The sequence below is a fragment of the Mesorhizobium delmotii genome (assembly GCF_900149755.1).
Taxonomy (GTDB): Bacteria; Pseudomonadota; Alphaproteobacteria; order Rhizobiales; family Rhizobiaceae; genus Mesorhizobium; species Mesorhizobium delmotii.
In genome coordinates this window covers 32,063-53,241 of the sequence record NZ_FUIG01000049.1, presented here as the reverse complement: position 1 = coordinate 53,241, position 21,179 = coordinate 32,063, and the positions used below count along the sequence as shown (strand labels likewise).

16 protein-coding genes and 2 pseudogenes are annotated in these 21,179 nt (G+C 60.4%); 7 read left to right on the top strand and 11 right to left on the bottom strand.

The features are described 5' to 3' along the window. Positions 1–11: 11 nt before the first annotated feature. The 5 genes and pseudogenes from BQ8482_RS29835 to BQ8482_RS29815 form a co-directional block, all read right to left on the bottom strand. Positions 12–860: an electron transfer flavoprotein subunit beta/FixA family protein gene (locus BQ8482_RS29835; protein WP_123150875.1), complete on the bottom strand. Its 849-nt coding sequence runs from the start codon at positions 858–860 to the stop codon at positions 12–14. Between the two features lie 181 nt (positions 861–1,041). Next, on the bottom strand, positions 1,042–1,422 hold the full coding sequence (gene nifW, locus BQ8482_RS29830) for a nitrogenase stabilizing/protective protein NifW (protein WP_123150874.1): 381 nt from the start codon (positions 1,420–1,422) through the stop codon (positions 1,042–1,044). Between the two features lie 338 nt (positions 1,423–1,760). Beyond that, positions 1,761–2,111, bottom strand: a pseudogene (locus tag BQ8482_RS39685) (beta/alpha barrel domain-containing protein); the annotation flags it as partial. Beyond that, positions 2,108–3,325, bottom strand: coding sequence for a cysteine desulfurase NifS (gene nifS, locus BQ8482_RS29820; RefSeq protein ID WP_123150873.1), 1,218 nt, complete (start codon positions 3,323–3,325; stop codon positions 2,108–2,110). The pseudogene BQ8482_RS39685 and the gene nifS, both read right to left, overlap by 4 nt. A 168-nt stretch (positions 3,326–3,493) precedes the next feature. Continuing rightward, positions 3,494–3,814, bottom strand: a complete 321-nt coding sequence (locus BQ8482_RS29815) for a HesB/IscA family protein (RefSeq protein WP_123150887.1) — start codon at positions 3,812–3,814, stop codon at positions 3,494–3,496. 319 nt (positions 3,815–4,133) lie between these two features. Here BQ8482_RS29815 and BQ8482_RS29810 point away from each other — a divergent pair, with 319 nt between their 5' ends. Then, the gene (locus BQ8482_RS29810) at positions 4,134–5,195 is read left to right on the top strand and encodes a hemin-degrading factor (RefSeq protein ID WP_123150872.1); all 1,062 of its coding nucleotides are present in this window, start codon (positions 4,134–4,136) and stop codon (positions 5,193–5,195) included. Positions 5,196–5,243: 48 nt separating this feature from the next. On the opposite strand, the gene BQ8482_RS38415 is transcribed toward BQ8482_RS29810, so the two are convergent. Further along, positions 5,244–5,486 carry a hypothetical protein gene (locus BQ8482_RS38415; RefSeq protein WP_165848765.1) on the bottom strand — a complete coding sequence of 81 codons (243 nt, stop codon included), beginning with the start codon at positions 5,484–5,486 and terminating at the stop codon, positions 5,244–5,246. Positions 5,487–6,545: 1,059 nt separating this feature from the next. Here BQ8482_RS38415 and BQ8482_RS29800 point away from each other — a divergent pair. The 4 genes and pseudogenes from BQ8482_RS29800 to BQ8482_RS29790 all read left to right on the top strand — a co-directional run bounded on the left by BQ8482_RS29800 (position 6,546) and on the right by BQ8482_RS29790 (position 9,418). Beyond that, entirely contained in the window at positions 6,546–7,763 is a 1,218-nt protein-coding gene (locus tag BQ8482_RS29800; RefSeq protein WP_077378936.1) for a cytochrome P450, read from the top strand. 30 nt (positions 7,764–7,793) lie between these two features. Further along, positions 7,794–7,928 (top strand): annotated as a pseudogene (locus BQ8482_RS39680) (ferredoxin); the annotation flags it as partial. 174 nt (positions 7,929–8,102) lie between these two features. Further along, a complete protein-coding gene (locus tag BQ8482_RS29795; RefSeq protein WP_244603037.1) occupies positions 8,103–8,708 on the top strand; it encodes a nuclear transport factor 2 family protein in 606 nt (201 codons plus the stop codon). Positions 8,709–8,785: 77 nt separating this feature from the next. Continuing rightward, on the top strand, positions 8,786–9,418 hold the full coding sequence (locus tag BQ8482_RS29790; RefSeq protein WP_123150870.1) for a nitrogen fixation protein NifQ: 633 nt from the start codon (positions 8,786–8,788) through the stop codon (positions 9,416–9,418). Here the strand turns inward: BQ8482_RS29790 and rpoN are convergent. The 5 genes from rpoN to BQ8482_RS29755 form a co-directional block, all read right to left on the bottom strand. Further along, the gene (rpoN, locus tag BQ8482_RS29785) at positions 9,405–10,811 is read right to left on the bottom strand and encodes an RNA polymerase factor sigma-54 (RefSeq protein WP_123150869.1); all 1,407 of its coding nucleotides are present in this window, start codon (positions 10,809–10,811) and stop codon (positions 9,405–9,407) included. The genes BQ8482_RS29790 and rpoN overlap by 14 nt on opposite strands. 177 nt (positions 10,812–10,988) lie before the next feature. Then, entirely contained in the window at positions 10,989–11,522 is a 534-nt protein-coding gene (locus tag BQ8482_RS29780) for a peroxiredoxin (protein ID WP_123150868.1), read from the bottom strand. A 1,481-nt stretch (positions 11,523–13,003) separates the two neighbouring features. Further along, positions 13,004–15,061, bottom strand: coding sequence for a hypothetical protein (locus BQ8482_RS29770; protein ID WP_123150867.1), 2,058 nt, complete (start codon positions 15,059–15,061; stop codon positions 13,004–13,006). Positions 15,062–16,413: 1,352 nt separating this feature from the next. After that, positions 16,414–16,875, bottom strand: a complete 462-nt coding sequence (locus tag BQ8482_RS29765; RefSeq protein WP_342210992.1) for a site-specific integrase — start codon at positions 16,873–16,875, stop codon at positions 16,414–16,416. 745 nt (positions 16,876–17,620) lie between these two features. After that, a complete protein-coding gene (locus tag BQ8482_RS29755; RefSeq protein WP_123150865.1) occupies positions 17,621–18,121 on the bottom strand; it encodes a helix-turn-helix domain-containing protein in 501 nt (166 codons plus the stop codon). 269 nt (positions 18,122–18,390) lie between these two features. Here BQ8482_RS29755 and tyrS point away from each other — a divergent pair, with 269 nt between their 5' ends. Together tyrS and BQ8482_RS38755 are read left to right on the top strand one after the other, a co-directional pair. Further along, positions 18,391–19,665 carry a tyrosine--tRNA ligase gene (tyrS, locus tag BQ8482_RS29750; RefSeq protein WP_123150864.1) on the top strand — a complete coding sequence of 425 codons (1,275 nt, stop codon included), beginning with the start codon at positions 18,391–18,393 and terminating at the stop codon, positions 19,663–19,665. 164 nt (positions 19,666–19,829) lie between these two features. Beyond that, positions 19,830–20,069, top strand: coding sequence for a hypothetical protein (locus BQ8482_RS38755; RefSeq protein ID WP_208867878.1), 240 nt, complete (start codon positions 19,830–19,832; stop codon positions 20,067–20,069). The last annotated feature ends 1,110 nt before the right edge of the window (positions 20,070–21,179 follow it).

Sequence of the window (21,179 nt, the reverse complement as noted above, 5' to 3'; positions counted from 1 at the left end):
GCTCCTTGCCGTCACGCGGCTTCGAAGGCGAGTTCCGGTTCCAGTGCCGGCTGGCGGGTGAAAATTGCACCAATCAGTTCGTCGGCGAGATCGCGTAGCGTCTTCTCGGCGGTGTCAATTTGCACCGCCTTTTCCGACCGCGGGGTAGGGGCGAAAACGCGTTTGACGACGGTCGGCGAGCCACGCAAGCCGCATTTGGTGAGGTCTTCAATGCCGGCCTCGGCCGCACTCCATTTCACAATCCGGCTGCGCGCGGCACACAGGGCGTCTTCGATCGAGCCCCGGCGCATCTCGTTTGTGCCTTCCAGCATCGTGATGAGGCAAGGCAGCCTGCTCTTGAGCTTCTGGGTGCCGCCCTCGCAACGGCGCTCGACCGTGATCTCGCGGGCAGCAAGATCGATGGAGGCGATTTTCGCGACATAGGTGAGTTGAAAGAGATCGAGACGCTTGGCGATGCCGGGCCCGACTTGGGCGGTGTCGCCGTCGATCGTCTGTTTGCCCGTGAAGACCACGTCCGGCGGGCCGAACGTCTCGCCAATCTTCGCGATTGCCTGGGAAAGAGCAAAGGAGGTCGCCAGTGTGTCGGAACCGGCAAAATAGCGGTCGGTCAAAAGCACCGCGCGATCAGCGCCGTAGCCGAGCGCCTTGCGCAGGCAGTCCTCTGCCATGGGTGGACCCATAGTGAGCACTGTGACCTCCCCACCATAAGCGTCGCGTAGCCTGAGTGCTTCTTCCAGGGCAAATAGGTCGTAAGGGTTGATGATGGTCGGCACACCTTGGCGCATGATGGTGTTCGTCACCGGGTGGACCCGTATCTGAGCCGAGTCCGGCACCTGCTTGATGCTGACGACGATGTGCATTGGCGTTCTCTACGCTGTTATCCCGATGCGGGGCTGGCGGTGCGAGTTCTTGGCTGCATCATTTGTGCCAAGTGTTTCGCGGCCTCTTTTCCCTGAAATTCGGCTGGTCATTTCTGAAGGCGCCGTTGCGATGCCCGAATTGTCGGCTTCTTGACATTGTCGCGTCGCAACAATGTCGCGCTTATTCCCTCCCGAACCGCTTCAGGACGGATTCGAACGGAACGAATGTCCGGCCCGGCGTGTGAGGTTTGTCCGGATCGTGGTCTTTGAGCACCTTGAAAATCCGATGCGTGAGCGGCGAGGAAACCGCGAAGTCCTCGTAGGCGCGTTCCAGCATGGCGCAGACGCGCGCGGCGATCACCTGGTCGGGCAGACCGGAGAAATCTTCCTCTGCAAGATATTGGCCCATACGCTTCATGATATGGAGCCGTGAAACATTGAGCACCTTCGGATCATACGAGACGCCAAGGACAGCGAAGAACTCCTCCGCGGACGACAGGCCTTTCAGTCGCGTGAGGATATTGGTGAAATCGATGGGACGTCTGTCAGCGAAACAACTCATTGCATTCTCCCTTGTTGCACTGTGGGATCAGATACGCTCTGTTTTGCAGTCGCGAAATCCGCGGTTGGTAAACGAAATGCGCTGAGCCAGCGAGGCAATCGCTTCGTCGACAGGACTGGGCATCCGGTGCCCAGGCCGGGCGTGGCGCACGGGCGCCAATGCCCGCAGCGCTGGGCGAGCGGGATGGGCTCGACTATCTCTGCATTGGCCCTCGACCTTGCGCTCGGCCCCGACCGAGGTCTTGCCGCCAGCACCAATGAGAAGACGGGCCGGCTGCGGCCGGATTGCGCGCCTTGATCTCCGCAAGGTTTTGGGCGTCATAGCCCATGGGACAGCGGAAGCTGGAGCGTTCTTGCCTGATCGAGGCCGAGCTTGGCGGCAAGTTGGATATCCGATGCGGGCAACGAAAGATTGACGGCGCGGACGCCGTTCTCGACCGCTGCATCGAGATCCTGTGAGATCATCCGGCACCAGGCCGTGAGCCGCACCGGGAGACTCCGCGCGACCACGGCGCGAATTGCGTCGCTCTCGTCGGCGCCCATGACCGGCGTGCCGATCTCGATCTCAGGCACGCCGGCTGCCGCAAGCGACTCGGCGATCGCAAGTTTTTCCGCCACCGTGAAGGCAACGCCGGGTGCCTGCTCGCCGTCGCGCAGGGTCGTATCGTTGAGAAAGACCTGACTGATCATGAATGGTGGCCGGTTCTTCTGCCGCTTAGACCTGGAACGCAATGAAGGTCTTCGGCACCCCGGCTATCCGGCTCAGAAGTCGAAGCGTCGCGCAGCTTCTCCACTATTGAAGGCAAGACCTCGAGCACCCGGTCCACGTCTTCTTGGTCGTTGTCACGCGCGAAAGAGAAGCGGACCGCCCCATATGGCATTTTCATCGCGCTCAGGACATGGCTCGGCTCGGCACAGCCGGAGGTGCAGGCGGAGCCCGAGGAACAGACGATGCCCTTGCGGTCGAGGAGATGCAGGATTCCATGGCCTTCGATACGCTCGAAGCCGATGCTTGCGGTGTTCGGCAAGCGCTCCAGGGGATCGCCGTTGACGAAGGTGTTTGGGACACGCTGGACAAGCCCGTTCTCCAGCCGGTCGCGGAGCCACTTTATCCGTGGGGTCTCCTCATCCATGAATTTCAAGGCGAGTTCGGCTGCCATGCCGAGCCCGACTATGCCGGGCGTGTTTTCGGTGCCCGCACGCCGGTCGCTCTCTTGGTGACCCCCTTTGATCAGGGAGTGGAAGCGCACAGCGCGCTTGACGAAAAGTGCACCGGCCCCTTTTGGTCCATGAAATTTATGGCTGGAGAGCGACAGCATGTCGATAGCGGTCGATTTCAGGTCCATCGGGAGCTTGCCGACTGCCTGCACGGCATCAGTGTGGAAAAGGGCGCCGACTTCCTTGGCCAATTCGGCGAGCTTGGCGACGGGGAAGATCGTACCAGTCTCGTTATTGGCCCACATGATCGAGACGATTGCCACGTTCGGGTTGAGCGCGGCCCGGTAAGCGTCAATGTCAAGCCGGCCCTGGCAATCCACCGGGATCCTGTGCACCTTGACGCGGCGCGTCTCCTCGAGATGCGCGCAGAGCGTCAGAACGGCCGGATGTTCGACGGCGGAAGTCACAATCTCTGTTCGGTCAAGCATCACCTGGAGCGCCGAAAGAATGGCAGCATTGTCGCTTTCCGTTCCACCCGAAGTGAAGGTGATCTCGTCGTCGAACTCCGCGCCGATCAGCGCCTGCAGCTGGCGCCGCGCGTTTCTCAGCGCGGCACCGGCAAGGGCGCCAAAACCGTGCGCCGACGAAGGGTTGCCGAATTGATCCGTAAGCAACGGCAACATCGCTTCAAAGACTTCAGGATCGACCCGTGTCGTTGCGTTGTTGTCGAGATAGACAACTTTCATGGGCTGTGGTCCTCAATGGTGCGGAAGGGAGGCGCAACCCGGTTGCATCGAGCCTTGCGCATGCCGTTGCTGGCGGAGACGATCCAGAAGCGGTGCAGGCGCCCCGCAGATTGGGCCGCCATCGCACCGACAAGCTCACCTCAGGCGCATTCTCTCCTTCTTCGGCAATCAACTACAGGACTTGCCGCAGGAGCACTTCCCGCTCGCATTCGGATTGTCGAAGACAAAGCCGGAGGTTTCGAGACGCGTGACGAAGTCGACGGCCATGCCGGCTACATGCGGCTGGGTGCCGGCGTCTACGAACACCTTGATCCCATCTGTCTCGATGATCGCGTCGCCCTCGCGCGGGACGCTCTCCAGGCCCATCGAGTATTTGAAGCCGGAGCAGCCGCCGGCCTCGACCATGATGCGAAAGCCTTCTGCCGGCTCACTAGCGGCGGAAAGAGCGGTCTTGACGGCGGCAACGGCCTTGTCGGTGAGCGTAATCATCGCTCGCTTCTCCTCGGTGCGTGACACTTCGCGGATCACCGTGCATAGACCGTGCCAATGGGAAAAATCGTTTCCGGACAGTGCGACATCGCCAACGCGGCGACGATTCTGGTTCGGCTGTTGCCGCGAAGGCGTTGGGCAACCGACACGTATTGTCGGATTTGTCGAGACCGCCACAGGGGGGTGGGCTCGAGTTCCCTCTGAACTGGCTCGTAAGCCGGGTTTCCGAGACGCTTTGAGCAATTGGCACGACTTTTGAGCTCGTTATGGCGAGGGCGAAGACGCCCGACCGATAGTATGCGCAAGCAGGGGTGAAGACATGCACCAGCGCGAGAAACCGTCGCCGGAGAGAATCCGGCGGGCACGCGAAGACAGCCCCAAAATCCGCGAACGCGATCTCGCCGCCCAAATGGGCATTTCGGAAGCGGAGCTTTTCGCGGCACATTGCGGTTTTGGCACGGTGCGCATCGAGCCCCGCGTTAATGATGTGCTAACCGGTCTCGAGGCGGTTGGCGAGGTGATGGCGCTGACCCGCAATGCCAGTGCCGTGCATGAGAAGATAGGCATCTACGATAAGGTGTTCACCGGCAAGCATCACGCCATGGTGCTCGGCAATGACATTGATTTGCGCATCTTCCCGAACCTGTGGGCACATGGCTTTGCCGTCGAGACCCGCGATGGCGGGGAGATCCACCGCAGCCTGCAATTCTTCGACGCCGCAGGCGAGGCAGTGCACAAGGTGCATCTGAGACCGTTCTCCAACCTCTATGCCTATCAAAAACTGACAGACGAGCTCCAATCCTCGAACCAGGAGCCGATCGTGTCGGTTAAGGGGAGGTCAGCCGAAAATGACGCAAGGATTCCGGACCAAGCCGCTACGGTCGATGACCTACGGGAGCACTGGAGTCGGCTGACCGACGTGCACCAGTTCTTCGGCATGCTGAAGGCCCTGAACCTCAGCCGCCGCCAGGCGGTGCGCATGGTCGGCCAGGATTACGCCTGGCTGCTCGACAATGCTGCCGTTGGCGCCATGTTCCATCGTGCGGCCGAGGACGAGATGCCGATCATGTGCTTCGTCGGCAATCGTGGCTGCATCCAGATTCATTCCGGCCCTATCAAGTCGGTCAAGCAGATCGGGCCTTGCATCAATGTGCTCGACGAGACTTTCCACCTGCATCTCAGGGCCCACCACATCCGTGAGGTTTGGGCCGTGCGCAAGCCGACCAGGGACGGTCACGTCACGTCACTCGAAGCCTATGGCGCCAACGGCAAGATGATCATCCAGTTCTTCGGGACGCGCAAGGAAGGCGAACCCGAGCGCCACGACTGGCGGCTACTGGCCGAGAACCTGCCGCGCATTCCCCGTTCAACCGCCGCTTGAGGCGAGGCGGATGCATATTGATTTCCGTTTCGGTCGGCGTCCGCGCCGCTACTCTAGATTCTGCTGACCACCAGCCTGCCTGCCGAGGCGGCCATTGAGGGCACAGCTGTCTTTTGCGGCCCGCCGCGGATCGCCTCGATCGGAGGCGCCATTCCCGAGGGCGCCATCGCGCCTGGCGAGGATCGCCATCATTGCTCCCGTTGCGATGAGCCACAACCGGAACTCCGCGGTAAAGCAGCCCAATGTAGGCAAATGCATCAGCTGCCCGCGGAAGGGCATATTGTCGGTCAATTGTCCAACATCCCAGCCCTGTACGGCAGCGGGCGGGAGGAATTGGTCGAAATGAAGTCGATTGGTCCCTCCGTCAAGTTTCCAGAGGACGGCCTCCACAAATGCATCCTCGAATTATCCTTCGCCGGCAAGGCCCTTCGCGTCTAATGCCAAGCCCGAAAAGCTAGCGTCCCAGACGGATGCAAAGCTGAACACGGCAGCCCGCATCATCAAAGAACGCTTAGCGCATCCTGTTCGCGCTACCGGCGAAGCGCGGCTAAGATTCTTGCCAAGAGCACCAACACAGCAGTCAACCGCTGGGTTGCCGGTGCGACCAGGGCGATCGAGGATTTCTCCGGCTACCAGGAGATGCCCGACAAGGCGATCGCCATCGGCAGGCCGATGTGATCCTGACGCAGAAGTATGTGGGGCTGCCGATCTCGGCAGTGAGCTATTTGCGGGCGCCCTGATGGCCGCGGCGCCGGCGGACGTGGACCTTCTTCTTGCCATAGGCGCGGCCGATCGCGGCCCGTCTCCGGCTCGCTCAGCCGCTCGACGGCAATCCAATCCATCTCGCGCAAGAGATCGGGATCCGGAGCCTTCTCCACGAGCGCGCCGGTTCACCATGTCGTCGGTCATCGATCGTCCTTCGAATTAGTTGGGTCAGCAACCCGACCTTACCGACGAAGTGTCGATGACGACCGCGAAGCCGCTCGCTCGCTACAGCGCTTGTGGAGGGCGCGCTCGCGAGCGGCTTCGCTACCGCCGAGCTACACCCTCTCTCGCAGGTGACCTCGTTCGATACTTAGCCTCTTTCACTCGGCTCCTCGTTAGCTTTCTATTCCGCAAACCTTGTCGTGTCTGGAACGGTCATGAATGTCGAAATCCCTACCAAGGGTAGCCTCAGAAGGGCCGCTACAACGCAGATATGAGCAGCGCCAATGGTGCGCTTATTCGGCACGCAATTTGCTCGATATTGTCATCGGAGGCGATGTCGGCAGTGCGTTGCGGAGCTCAGCGGTGACGAACAGCCTTGCGATCTCAGTCGAGCGCGTAAACGCCTGAACGCAGGAGAACCAGATGGCGACCAACCCGATTCCAGATCATGTCCCGCCGGAAATGGTGGGCGACTTCAACCTTTTTGCGTCGCCAGGCATGTCACCGACGCCCAACGGCGACCCGCACGCAGCCGTCGCTTGCGTGCATGCCGGACCGCGAATCTTTTATTCGCCCTGGAACACGCGTACCGGGCAGGGTGCTTGGGTCATCACTCGCGCCGCAGATCAGCGCCGGGTGCTGCAGGAGACCGAAAACTTTTCCAGTCATCGCAACATCTTCGCATCTGCGCTGGGCGAAGACTGGCCGACGATCCCGCTCGAACTCGATCCCCCTTCCCATGCAGTCTTTCGCTCATTGCTCAATCCGCTCTTTTCGCCGAAGCGTGTAACGGAACTGGAGCCCGCCATCCGCGAGCGAGCGATAACGCTTATCACGAGGATCGCCTCGTCGGGCACAAGCTGCGACGCGATGAAGGATTTCGCCTACCCTTTCGGAGTCAGCATCTTCCTTCGCTTCATCGGACTGCCGGAGCACCGTCTTGAGACGTTTGTTGCCTGGGCGAAAGATCTGCTCCACGGCGATGATGTGAGACGGCCGGCGGCGGCTCGGACGATTGTGGCGTTCGTGGACGAGCTGGCGGCGATGCGCCGCAAAAAGCCCGCCGACGATTTCATGAGCTTCATTGTGCAGGCGCAGGTCGAGGGCCGCGGGCTGACAGACGAGGAGATCCGTGGCATTGGCGTGCTCGTTTTGGTGGCGGGGCTCGACACGGTCGCTACAGCCATAGGCTTTGACTTGGCCTATCTCGCGCGAAACCTGGAAGATCAGGAATTGCTCCGAAAAGAACCGGACCGGATCGTGCGCGCAGCCGAAGAACTGCTGCGCGCCTTTCCGAGCGTCCATATGATCCGCGTGGCACGGAAAGATATCGACTTCGAAGGCGCGCCGATCCGCAAGGGGGACTTTGTTTCCTGCGCCACGATGATTGCAAATCGTGACCCGGCGGAATTCGAAGCCCCCAACACGGTCGATCTGACGCGAGAAGGCATCCGCCACGCCTCCTTTGGCTATGGTCCCCACCGTTGCCTTGGCTCACATCTCGCCCGGCGGGAAATTGTCATTGGCCTGGAGGAGTGGCTGGCGCGCCTGCCGCCCTTTCGGATCAAGGAGGGAACGGCACCCATCACCCATGGCGGCCAACTGTTCGGGATAGAAAATCTGATCCTGGACTGGGCCTAAACCTAGCCCGGCCTGAGCCGGGCACAGACGTTGGAGGTCGCCTTGCGCATCATCGTTCACCAAGCCAGATGTCAGGGTCATGCGCAATGCGCGGCGCGAGCGCCGGCAGTCTTCAAGCTGGATGAGGCGGGTTACATCCTCGCCGGTGACATTGAGGTTGCGGACGGGGAGCAACTGCTTGCGTCGGATGGAGTGCGATCCTGCCCCGAACTTGCGCTGGAAATCGACGATCCACCCGCTGCGCGAATCGCTTCGGAGGCCACCCCCAAACCGAAGACAGAGGTCCCGGAGCACGTCAGAACCGCCGAATTTGCGACAGACCCGACGGGCCAAGCGAAAATCGTCGAACTGCTCGACCGCGAGGCGATCCGCGACTGCCTCTATCGGTATTGCCGCGGGACAGACCGCGCCGATGAGGCGATGCTGCGAAGCGCGTACTGGCCCGACGCCCATGACAGCCACGGGCCCTATCGCGGCCCGGCCGAGGGCTTCATTCGGTTTGCGCTCGATGTCTTCAAGACCGGACCGCGCAACATCCATCAGATCACGAACATCCTGATCGAATTCATCAGCGCGGCAGAGGCCGCCGTCGAGAGCTATTTCACCGCGCTGCAACGCGGACCGGACCAAGACGGAGAAGTACGCCAGATGCTTCTATGCGGGCGCTACTGCGATCTGTTTCAAAAGAGGCAAGGGGAGTGGCGGATCGCCGAACGGACCGTTGTCTACGATTGGATCGAGGAGCAGATCCCACCGGCGGTGCTTGAGGCAGAACGGTTCGGCCCGCGACAGCCGACTGGAGCACCGTATCCGGACGATCCGGTCTACGCGCTCGGGAAGCGTCGCATTGCTTCTCGCGACAATGCCTTCCCAGCTTCGGAACGGGAGAGCCGCATCAGTGGGACGACGGACCATGACATCTTTGCAGCGGAAGAGCGACCATAGCGACCCCAGCGACACCCTGCAGGGGTGAAGATGCGGCCGGCGGGGTTGCCTTTCTGCCCTGCGACGGAGACGGGACCATGTCCGCCCATAACGATGCATGTGTCCGCGCAGGCCAATACCCCACCATTGAGCCGGAGAAGGGGTTCGACGAACATGTCCTTGCCTGCGTTCTCTCGTGTGCGCTCAAGGAGGTCGAGGATGGCGAAGCGACAGCGACGGAGTCAACAGGCCTTTCCCTTGCCGAGCTGCGCGAGGTCCTGCCCCGCAGTTTGTCCGCCACCGCTATGGCAATCTTCGCCTTGGAAGACGTCAGCGATCCTGAGCCGGGCATGGAGGAAGAACTTCTGCGCGGCCTGCTGCTGGCGCATGCCCGGCCGGGGGACCCGGCGAGCGCCCGCTTCGCTAAGATTGTCGCCCGGCGCGCCCTGCGCGACGACCATCTGTGGCAGGACCTTGGTCTTCTCAATCGGGCCGAGCTCAACCGCCTGCTTGCCATCCATTTTCCGATGCTGGCGGCTGGCAATACCCAAAACATGAAATGGAAGAAGTACTTTTACCGCAAACTCTGTGAGGCCGAGGGGTTTTCGCTATGCACTGCGCCCAATTGCCGGGAATGTAGCGATTTCGACAGTTGCTTCGGACCGGAGGACGGCGAATGTGAAGAACGCGTCACACTAATTCAAGGGCCGCTTTTCGTCACGAGTCCTTGAGGCTTTGATCGCCGTTGCGCCACAAGCGCTTTTCCCGGCGCCGCTGTATGGAGGAGGGGATATTCATCGCCTCGCGATATTTGGTGACGGTGCGGCGAGCGAGATCGATGCCGCATTCCTTGAGCCGGTCAGCGATGTCATCGTCCGAAAGCACGCTATCAAACGATTCTTCGGCGACCATCGCTTTGATCCGATGGCGAACAGCTTCGGCGGAGTGCGCGTCACCGCCTTCGCAGGAGGCGATCGCGACAGTGAAGAAATACTTGAGTTCGAACACCCCGCGTGGGGTAACCATGTACTTGTTCGACGTCACCCGGCTTACAGTCGACTCGTGCATGTTGATCGCGTCAGCGACCGTCCTGAGATTGAGGGGGCGTAGGTAGTCGACGCCATATTGCAGAAAGGCATCCTGCTGGCGCACGATTTCAGTTGCAACCTTCAGGATCGTCTTTGCGCGCTGATCGAGGCTGCGGATTAACCAGTTCGCGTTTTGCAAGCATTCGTTGAGAAATGTCATGTCTTTCGATTTTTTGGCGGCTCGGCATGAAACCTCCGTGACATAGCTCTGGTTGATCAGCACCTTGGGTAGCGTGTTCGGATCAAGTTCGATCTTCCATCCACCTCCGTGCGCAGGCATAACCCAGACGTCCGGTATGACGCATTCCGGCGTCCCCGATTGGAATGCGTTTCCGGGCTTGGGGTCGAGCGCACGGATTTCCTGCAGCATGTCGAGAAGATCTTCTTCATCGACGCCGCAACGCAGCTTCAGTGTCTGAAAATCGCGTCGCGCAAGCATTTCAAGGTTGGCAACCAAAACCGCCATCGCCGGGTCGAACCGGTTTCGTTCGCGCAACTGTATCTCGAGACATTCGCTGAGCGATCGTGCGAAAATTCCGGGTGGATCGAAGTGCTGCAAGATACCCAGAACCCGCTCCACATCGGCCTGCCCGACGTTTAGGTTCCCGGCCAGGTCCGAAGGACTTACCTGAACATAGCCAGTGTCATCCAGATGACCGGCAAGCTGATTAGCAATCAGCCGCTCGTGCGGTGTGAAGGCAGTGAGGGAGATCTGACGAGCGACATGGTCGTGCAACGTTTCGGCTAAGGCGACAAACTCCTCGAAGGCAGGACGATCACCCGGCGCGGTGTTGGTCGCGTTCGACTGGGATTTCCCTTGCCTGGGCAGGTCCGGGGACCCAGCCCAGCTAGGTCCTTCAACCTCGCCAGGCCCCTCGTCGTTTGGCGCAGGCTCCAGAAGCGGATTCTTCTCGAGCTCCTGGTCCACGAATTGATGCAGTTCGGCATGCGTCAGTTGCAGCAAGCGAATCGACTCGATGAGTTGAGGCGATGCTGCAAGAGACTGTTTCTGAAGTAAGCCAAACGATGATTTCATGGTCAGTTCATTGTCAACGAAGCTCTCGGCCGTGGCTAATTGGATCTCTCACAGGTCGAGGCTTCCACACGCCCATCACATTTGAACCACTCAAACGATGCGCCTTAGAGTTTCGCCTTTCGTGCACGGTCTCGCCAAAAAACGCCGCTGCACATGGTCGGTCGATCCTGCGCCAAATCATGCAGCGGCCCTCAATGTTTGAAGGACGTTCTGCGGGGATGAGACGCCATAGGGGTCGGTCTCGCAGTTGTCGGAGAAACCTTCCTCCTCAAACCACTGCTCCACCACACCATTATTGACCAGAGCCGCGTAGCGCCACGAACGCATACCGAAGCCCAGATTGTCCTTGGCAACCAGCATGCCCATTTTGCGCGTGAACTCGCCTGACCCATCCGGGATCAGCTCGACTTTCTGCAGCCCCAAGGACTTCCCCCATGCATTCATGACAAAGGCATCGTTGACGGAGAGGCAGTAGATCGCGTCAATCCCCTCCTTCTTAAATTCCTCATAGAGATCTTCGAAATTTGGCAGTTGGTAGGTCGAGCAGGTCGGGGTGAAAGCGCCAGGCAGCGAGAACAGGAGGACGCGCTTGCCGGCAAAGTAGTCGTCGGATGTCCTTTCTTCCCAGCGGAATGGATTTGGCCCCGGGACTGAATCATCGCGAACACGCGTTAGAAACGTGACGAAGGGCACCTTCTTTTGACCGGTCATTCAACTTGCTCCTTTAGAAAAAAACTGCCGCACTGGACTGGGCTGGCGCACTACCGCGCTGGGGTCCTGTGCCGGGCGCGAGATGATGCGGGGACGCGGCTCCCGATTCATGGGAACGGTCCAGCTCCAGATCTTTGTCACCCGAACGGCATCGACGTGAGGGATGATGGGACGCGGCACCCGATCCATGGGTACGGTGCGGCTCCAGATCTTTCTCACCCGAACAGTGTCGATGTGAGGGATGAGGGTACCTTCGAGCGGCTCGATCCGTCTTGCCGCGACTACGGCGCCGGAGCCGGCATGGATCACCCACTGCTCGTGCCCGGGGTGAAACTCTTGGCAACCGGAAATGGCCAGGAGCGGGAAGCGGGATAAGCATATGAGTCGCAAATGTGAGTCTCCACGCCGCAGACCGGCGTGGCTGAACTGGTTCAGCGTATTGGCTGGACTTGCCTATTTCCGGCCGACGTGGGCTCTGGCGAAACGTTGAGGAGCCTCTTGGCCATCGACATGCTGATGCGAACCGGTACACGGCAAATGCGCGAGCATCATCTGGCGTGTCCACATCGGACTCCCTCTGCAAAGCGGCTTCCGAGGACGAATCCTCAATCCGGACGATGTCCCGGTCTTCAGCGAGGACGACCAGCGCCGCATTTGTCGACCGTTTGGAGCTTCGCGTGCCAGCCATGGTGCGGTAGTCGCTTTCTTCGTGGTTCAATGCGCTCTAAGCACGAGTAGCAAGCGGCATGCCATTTCCGATGAAGCTGCTTCTGCACCAACCCTTTCGCTTCGGGGACGACGTCTTCGGCAAGCCGATGCGCGCTAATAGCCGTCACGTCATCACACTGAACAAATGTCCTGTGTAGCGCGGATATTCAGCGCTCCCCATCGCAATGGGAAAGTGCGAAGCAGGCAGGCCAAGCCGATGCACTGTCCGCATACCGGCGGCACGGCATAGCGCCTGCCGCTAGCGAATTGTTGCGTGCCGGGGCACAGCTATCGCGATCATACGACTCGCGCAGCGATCATCAGCGCGCGCGCTTTCAGCAAGCACCCTGATCGGGAATGGGTGAGCATCGAACTCGGCTCCGGTGGGACGATCACAAACTTGAGGCCCCATTTGCTCTTGCCAAGCGTCTCTATCGGGGACCTTCTTGTGTCCGAAATTTAACAAAAATGTCGAGACTCACCGAAAGTCGTCAAAGCGGGGTTCGGTTAACGGCAGGTGGGAAGCGGAACGGAGCGCCCGTCCGGCACGCGAATTGCTACGATCGTCTCGTCGTTGAGTGTCGGCAGGGCGTCGGCCAGGACCCGGAGAACCCAACGAGCCCGCGCTCGATGCTCGCCACCGCGAGAACCCAGCCATACCTGCGATCCAGGCCACTGCCCGCCCTGCCAGGGCGCCTCCCAGATCGCGCCTCTGTCTGCCAAGCTGGTTGGAGACCACAACATGCGGCGAGCAGGCCGGCCCATTTCGACCTCTAGGCCCGGTCGGTCAACAAGGACTTGCAGAACGCGGGAGTGAGCTTGCCCCGGTGGATTACGACGTTCTCGTGGCCGATCGCAGCGCGGGCGTCTTGCCACTGCCGATTATGCCCGCGCTGTTCATTGGACTTGACGTGGCAAGCAGCGAAGGCTGCGTCATCCAGCATTGCCAACTGCGTGGCATGTACCGGCCGGTTCGTATGGATGTGCACCCACATCGGACTCGGCATTGCACGATTACGCAGCACCTTGGGCTGCAGCCTGATCTCGAACAGCGAGCCTGGCTCCCCCTTCAACGCGCGTGGTCGATCCGCAGGCTCCAACTCCTCGGCTGCCCGCAAGTGTTCAAGGTAGTTCTGCGAGGGAAAGGGGTAGGTCTTCATGCAATCGATGGAACTAGCGGCCTTTCCGCTGTCCAAAGCCTTCGCCAGTCCCTGCGCCCCGGATAACATCAACTTGAGCTGGCCTATTTTGTCGTGCGCTTCTCGAATTTGCTCAGGCGTGAGTAGGACGCGCTGACGAGGCTCCCCCAACGCGGCAAGGCAGGCCTGCATCTCGGTGGCCTGCGTTTGCAGGCGCTTGATCACGGTGGTGACCGCGTGTTCGGCGTCCTCGGGCTTCATCTGGCGCGCTTGCGAGACGGTTCTTTGCTGACCAGGCAGATCGAACTGCAAAAGTTTGTCCGCCCGTGTGAGTTGTTGCTTCAGGGCCTCCACCGATACCGGCGTTTGCCGGATCTCCAAGTGTGCCGTCGCCGACGCACTCGCATGCGCCTCGCTCGCGCTCACGAGCTTCTTCGTGCCTAAATCCGAGCGCACGAGAACCTTGGCTTCTGGCGCAGGGTCGCTGACGGCCGCAACGACTTGCGTTTCCGGCCGCTGCGCGGCCAAACTACCGGCGCTAGCGGCCCGCTTGCTCTTGCCTTTTCCTTTTTTTCTGGGCGCTGTGGTGCTTTCGGCCACTGTAGTCTTGCCGGCAGTTTCGGCTGGTATCGCAGCACCAGCGTCGGCCGGCAGCGCAATGGCTGGCGGCTTCGGCTGCAGTTCCAGGAGATGGATCACCTCGTCCGCAGTGATCCAGGCGTCGTCTACGATCTGGCTCAACAGTTCCAATGGGAGGCCGGCACCTGTTTGGTGATCCCTAAGCTTGGCAACCACGGAGTGCGAGGCCGACGCAAATTCCGAAAGCCGCTCCACAACTCCTTCCAGAACGGCGCAGTGCTCTGCGTCGAGCGGGCGCCCTTTGTTGTGCATTACAGCGTCGCCCGTCGAGAGGAATGCCGGAAAAACGTCGCCGATGAAGTTATCCAGCAGACGCGTTTGCCCGTTCTCACCGACGAGGAGTTCCCTGATGGGTGCTTCGAACATGATCGCCTGGGGGGCCATGTTGACCTGTGCGAGATTGATCCGCGATTGCAGCTGCATTACCTTTGAATTGACAACCCAGCCGGAGTGCAGCCGCAGCGCGGCCTCTTCTTCCTGCCGCATCTCGGCTGTTGAGCTTGGTAAGTTGGCAGTCGCGGCGCAGACGGACCGCATCAATTCGTAGCGCTGTACTTTCTTGTCCCAATACTCCATGCGGGCCACGTGATACTTCGCCGCACTGGGAGCCGATCGGCTCAGCTGGTCGAGGGTGGCATTGGATTGGACCAAGTTGTGGAAAATGCCGGCCACCCGCTCCCGGTCCGCTTCCTCCTTCTTGAAGATCTTTTTGGCCACCATGTTGCCATTGTCCGCCCGACGGATCACGTCGCCGCGGAACTGACGCACCAGAGCGTCGGACAGAATGCTACGCGCCACATGCGGGGGCAGACTCGCGTAGTAGTGCAAAACTTTTGCGCCCGCATTGACGGTTCGATCGATCTGGTCTTGCGCGTTCTCCAACGATTTTGGGTTTCGCAGGCCCTCTTTCTCGGAAGTCTCGAGTTCCTCAACCAGCACGTCGATTCGTCGCTTTGCCTCGTTGATCTCTTCGCCTGACGAGGAAATAGGGACTGCCACAGCCGAAGTTGACGGCTGGCTGGCCACCGGCGCCAGGGCTTCACCCTCCGACATTGAGGGAACACTACGCCGCCGCGGACTGGCTGCACGTGGCCCGGCGGGCGCACGTGGCGCAGCAGCCGGGATTCGGTGTGGGGGAACGGAGGGGCCGGAGGATCTGCCGCCAAGCTCATCATGGGCACCGCGCGCAACGCCAGCCGAGGGTGAACCTTTACCTTGAGGCTCTGAGCGCATCCGCTCCAGGACGGAACCGAACGATTGGCTGCCTTCCCCCGAGGCAAGACTTGATTGCGAGCGCGAACTGCTCGATCCGGCTCCAGCATCCCCAATGCGCGATTTTCCAGATCGGCCAATGCCCGTCATTTATTCATCTCCGATATAGGCGAGAACGCGCTGCCTATGGATTGGGGCTGATGTCACTCAGCCGTAGTGCATCAGGGCTTTGGCGGGGTAAGTGCAATCGCCTAGATGACAGGTGGCATGACCTCTGAGAACCAGCGGCATGATTTCGTCAATCGTCACGGCCAGCCCGGACCGACGACGTGACCCAGTACTGCTCAGCAGAAATCGGTCGGGACTCGTACTCGATCGAATCACGCCGCACATGATGTTCTCAGTTTATGTATCAGCACTCCTATGGGTTCAGGCTGGTCAGGGGCGGCAGGTCTAATAGACCGCTTGGCTGACGACTAACTGACGAGGAACTTCTCCCTGATACACAAATGAAATCCGATTTGGCCCTAAGCGCTAGCGAATTACGACATCAGGCTGCGCCTACACGAGCCGGCGAAGGCCGCAGGTCAGGCCGGCTAGGCTTGCGTAGCGCTGTCACGTTAGCGCTGGGTGAACGGACGACCCCGAGGTGAGCCGTCTTGAATTCCGGTTTGCCTGTGCGAAACGCCTGCACTCAGGTCCGGAAGCGTGCCTCACCCTGCGCGACGCTCCACGCGGGACCTGCGGATCGCCCATGACGGTTGTTGCTCCCTCCAGACCTCTTTCTGCCGAGCTATCGCGGCCAGCTGGCGCCTCGGGCTCCAGCATCCGGCAGGCATGTTGGACGCAGCCGGGCCGCCAGATGCGCGAGTACAATACCGGCTCTATCGGGTCGCGTGCGATGCCTAGCAGGCCGCCCCCTTTCCTAGCTTTTTCTTAAATTCCGCTCATTCTGCGCTTGATGCCCTCGCGCGATGGTTCCGGTCGTGTTCAAAATCCATGCGCCGCTCTCTCCCAGAGAGACATCGATTCCCACATAGTTTCCGATGGCGAATGTTGCTCTCATGATGCTTGGGGCCGATCGCTCGGGACTCCGTTTTCAGCACCATCATTCCGATGGATAGCCACTCAAGCTAGCTATGTTCGCGAAGGCCGGCCCATTGCGTTTACTTGCCGAAAAAAAAGGGGGCCTTTCAGAGCCCGGACGCCTTGGTCAGATTGACCCGGAAGCGGTCACGCCGCCGCTGATATCTGCGGGTCATCTCGGCGCTCGTGTGGCCGAGTTGCTTCTGTACATAGCGCTCATCGACTTTGGCCGCCGAGGCGAGGGCGGCGAGCAGTGAATGGCCGGCAAAGAGCTTTTCCGCGTTCGCCTTACGGGAGATCGCCGCGTGCGCCAACGCAGTCCGCTTGAGGAGGCGGGCGACCTTCTGGTCTTGAGCCGAGCGACGCCAACCAGCTCGCCTTGGCAAGTAACGCGCCGGAAAGGGACCGTGCGCGATGCAGGCGAGCTTGAGCCGTTGCAAGGCTACAATCGGGCAGATGGCATCGGACAAGCCGCGCCCGAGTTCGACCTGCCGGCAGCCGGTCTTGCCGCGAAGGGAAACGAGCATGCCCTTGTCGAGCCTCGATCCAGCGGCGCCTCGCGCACGCATTGTTTTGCCTACTCATGAGAAGAGCCGCCGGCATGATGTTGCTCAGCGACGCCGTTCGCTGGGTCAGCATCCCACCTGGCTTCGGCGCCGGCAAGATGACGGCCCATGAAGTCGGCTGCACATCAACCGCGAAAAGGTGGCGCGGGCAGTCATCGGTGATGAGGATCATGGCAATGTCTTCAATACAGGTTGAGTTGATCTTTGACGGCGTTGTCAAACAGGCCGACATCGAATGGCTTGCGCCTCGACCGGTGCATCGGCGCGTCCGTCAGAAGCGCAAGGCGGTCGCTCAGTGATCACGCGCACTCATGCTGGCGGTCTCGGGGTCGCCTCGCCTGCGAAACCGGCATTGTTGCCGAGCAGCAACTCGGCGGCTTCGAGGCATGGCTGGCGGCGCGAAGACCTTGAGCTGTCGGTAGCTTTTCAAGTTGTCGCAAAACCGGCCATTCTCAGACGCCAACTGTCCGATTAAGTGCAAACTTCTACACTTCAGGCGAATAGTGCCGGGATATGTTCGATGCCCAACTGCCGCAGCCCCCGCCCGACCTGGGTCAGCCGGCTCTTGTCGACCGCCTCGCCGGCCTTGAGCGTCACGAAATAGTGACTGCCGCGATCGCTCTAGAGGCTCGACGGCAATCCCTTGGCCACGAATGTCTCCATAAGCCCCAGCAAGCTCGACGCCGTGCTTCCTCCTCGATCAGGAAGGCCGAATAGATCGTGCTCGTCGCATCGTCCATCGTCACGATCAGATCCAGCATCGGCTCACCCGCCAGCCATCGTGACGGCTGCCATCATGATGCAGCATCATCCCCTCGCACGGCTTCCTCTCCCGCTTTCGCCGGTGAGCACCGCGCCGCTTGGCCCGTTCCGCCAGCCCAGCCGCATGAAGCTGCGTCTTGATGAAGGTGTAGCCCCAGCTGAAATGGTGATCACGCAGCAGGTGCTCGTGGAAACGCTTCACGTTCCATCCAAGGTAGCGATGACGATAAAGCTCCAGCATCTCTTCAATCGCTTCCGCAGGCACCCGACGCGTCGAAATCTTGCCCAAACGCCGATCGAGCAACCCAGCTTCCCCAGCCTCTTCGTAACGGTCGCGGTAGCGGCGAAATTGCCGCTCCGACATGCCCAGCAACTCTCCAGCCTCCATCATCGAAAGATCGCCGCCTTCCAGCCGCGCAATACGTCTCGAAATTTCTGCATTCTCCGGTCCTGTAGCCATGCCGCCCGATTCATCCCCAGCCTCCATTGGCTGGCGATAAAACCGGACAACTCCTGTGCTACCTAATCCGGACAACTCGTGTGCTTATGACAGTCGGACGGCTTGAGCTTGACCCTCCGGAGCTAGAAGAATATACGCCGTTCCATGATCAACACCGCGCTTATCGCTGCTGTCTATTACGCGACGTTCCGATAGGAGCGGCGCGGTTCGATCATTGACTGGAACAAGCCGCCGCCCAGGCGGCTTTCGTTTTTTCGGCGGTCCTCCTGGCGGAACCCACCTCAGGAGATTTATAGATGACCACAGCTTCCGAACTGTCCCTCGACCAGACCGAGCCGCGCTCATCGATACTGAAAACGCTCATTAAGCGCGGCTATGTCAATCAGGCGACCAATCTCGCCGGGCTTGACGATGCCTTTTCGACAGGCATCGTGCCCGCCTATGCAGGGTTCGACGCCACTGCCGACAGCCTCCATGTTGGCCATCTTCTGGTCATCATGTCCCTTAGGCGGCTGCAGCAGGCCGGCCACAAGCCAGTCGTGCTGATCGGCGGCGGCACCACCCGCATCGGCGATCCGAGCTTTCGATCCGAAGCGCGCCCCATGTTGAGCGAAACGCAGATAGCGGCAAATGTCGAGGGCATCCGCAATGTTTTCAACCGCTTCCTCACCTTCGGAGACGGATCGACTGACGCGATCATGGTAAACAATGCCAACTGGCTAGGCGGGCTGCATTGGATCGACATGCTGCGCGACATCGGCCGCCATTTCTCAGTCAACCGCATGCTCTCCTTCGATAGCGTGAAGTCACGGCTAGAGAAGCTGGAAAACCTTAGCTTCCTCGAATTCAACTACATGATCCTGCAGGCGTATGACTTCCTGGAACTGTCACAACGGGTCAGATGCCGGTTACAGATGGGGGGCGCCGATCAATGGGGCAATATCGTCAGCGGCATCGATTTGGTACGTCGGATTGCGGCCGAGGAAGTCTTCGGCCTGACCACGCCACTACTCACCACCTCATCAGGTGCCAAGATGGGTAAGACGGCGGCGGGCGCGGTGTGGCTCAACGCCGACCGGCTCTCGCCTTATGATTACTGGCAGTTCTGGCGAAACACCGAGGACGCGGATGTCAGCCGTTTCCTGCGGCTTTTCACTGATTTGCCGCTCGATGAGATCGGCTCCTTCGATCGATCGAGGGGTGCGGAATTGAACGCGGCCAAGGAAAGGCTCGCCAACGAGGCTACCGCGCTCGCTCATGGCGAAGAGGCCGCAAGGCAGGCAGCGCAAACGGCTAGACAGGCGTTTGGACAAGGAACTGCCGCCGACGGCTTGCCCACGGTCGTGCTGACATCGGCTGAGATTGCTGAGGGCGTAATCTTGGCGGATCTTCTCGTCCGCGCGGGGTTGGCCGCATCAAAGAGCGAGGCCCGTCGCGCGATCGCTGGCCGTGGTACCCGACTTGACGGCGAGATCGTCGAGGATGCTGAGCGCCGCATCAACATGCTTTGCGTTCCTTCGCGGCTATCGCTGGGGCGTAAGCGTCACGTTGTGATCCGCATCGCTGACTAAGGCGACGTCGCTGACGTGGCCGGTGCTCCGTGGGAACATCGGCACAGCCTGTCCGCTGACCATCAGTTCTGCCCTACTCGGGTCGAATATGGCAGCGGCTTGCTGCGCATTATTCTCGGCATGAGACCCTCGGCTGTTCTTTAGACTCAGTCGAGGAAATTGCCATGTCACAGGGATATCGCGTCTTGGTCGAGCGACTCAAAGAGGCGTTCACGCAACAGCGATACAATCCGGAGGTGGTCCAAAACTACTGCCGAAACGCCGATTACTTCCTTTCCTATCTGGTCGAACAGAAGATTGCCCTCGAAGCCGTCACGCCGACGATCGTGTCGAATTGTCTGCGCCTTGCGCGGTTCGGCAGTTCCGTAAGCGCCATGGTCGCGCTCCCGCTCGCTACTGGATAAACATTCCCAGATCAGGGATCCACGGATTGCTCAAGCTCGCGCTGAAGCGCTGGCCACCCGAACTTGCGACCACCGATGCCGGGGTGTGCGACCAGTATCTGACTGGCTGCGGGAGGATCGCGCGCTGGCCCTGGCCTCGATCTACACTGTGATGTGGGAGGCTCGGCTTTTTTGTGCCTGGTACGTCGGGCACTCCGGCATGGCCAGCTTCATGGACCTGAACGTCCGCGACCTCGATGTCTACATGAACATGCGGGCGACCGGGCTGACGCGCAGATCTTTGAAAGATGTCGCCGAGCGACTTCGAGCGCTTCTGAAGCATCTGCTCAGGACGGGTCGGATGGCACCCCGACCTCGCCCGCACGTTATCGCCCCATTGCTCTATGCCTGTGAAGGCATTCCATCCGCTTGCGCTCGGATCAGATCGCGGCCGTCCTGGATTAGCCTGGAATGACGGGACGCCGATTGGTTTGCGGGACTATGCCATTCTCCAACTCCTGGCGACCTACGGGTTGCGTTCGGGGGAATAAGCCGCTTGCGATTGGACGACATCGACTGGCGGACTGACATCTTGAACATCCGCCACTCGAAGTGGGGCGCTCATTCTCAGTTGCCGTTGCTGGAGCCGGTTGGGAGCGTTGATCGACTACCTCCGGCATGGCCCGCCCGGAAACCGACATACGTGAGATCTTCGTCCGCACGCGTGCGCCATACGTTCCGATGATTCGCATTGACAGCGAAGTCCCCGGGCGAATGGAGGCGGCAGGTATCCTGCTGAACGGCAAACGCGGCCCGCATGTCTTCCGCCACCACGTGCGGTCAGCCTGCTACGGGCATCCGTCCCGCGTAAGGTGATCGGAGACGTGCTGGGCCATCGTTCAACGGAGTCAATCGTCCCCTAACTCGAACGAGCCGACAGCGAGTTGACGCTCCGCAAGTTCGTTGCGGCGGGCAACGCGCATTCTGCGTGCGCTTTTCTGTCAGGGCCTGCTCCAATTTCTGGACCTCGGCACTCGCGCAACATCGCGGGTTCGAATTGCGTTTCGGACCGTGCAGGCGTGCTGTCGGGAATGCCGCCGTCTCAGCGACTGTTGCGCACGACCATGGTGG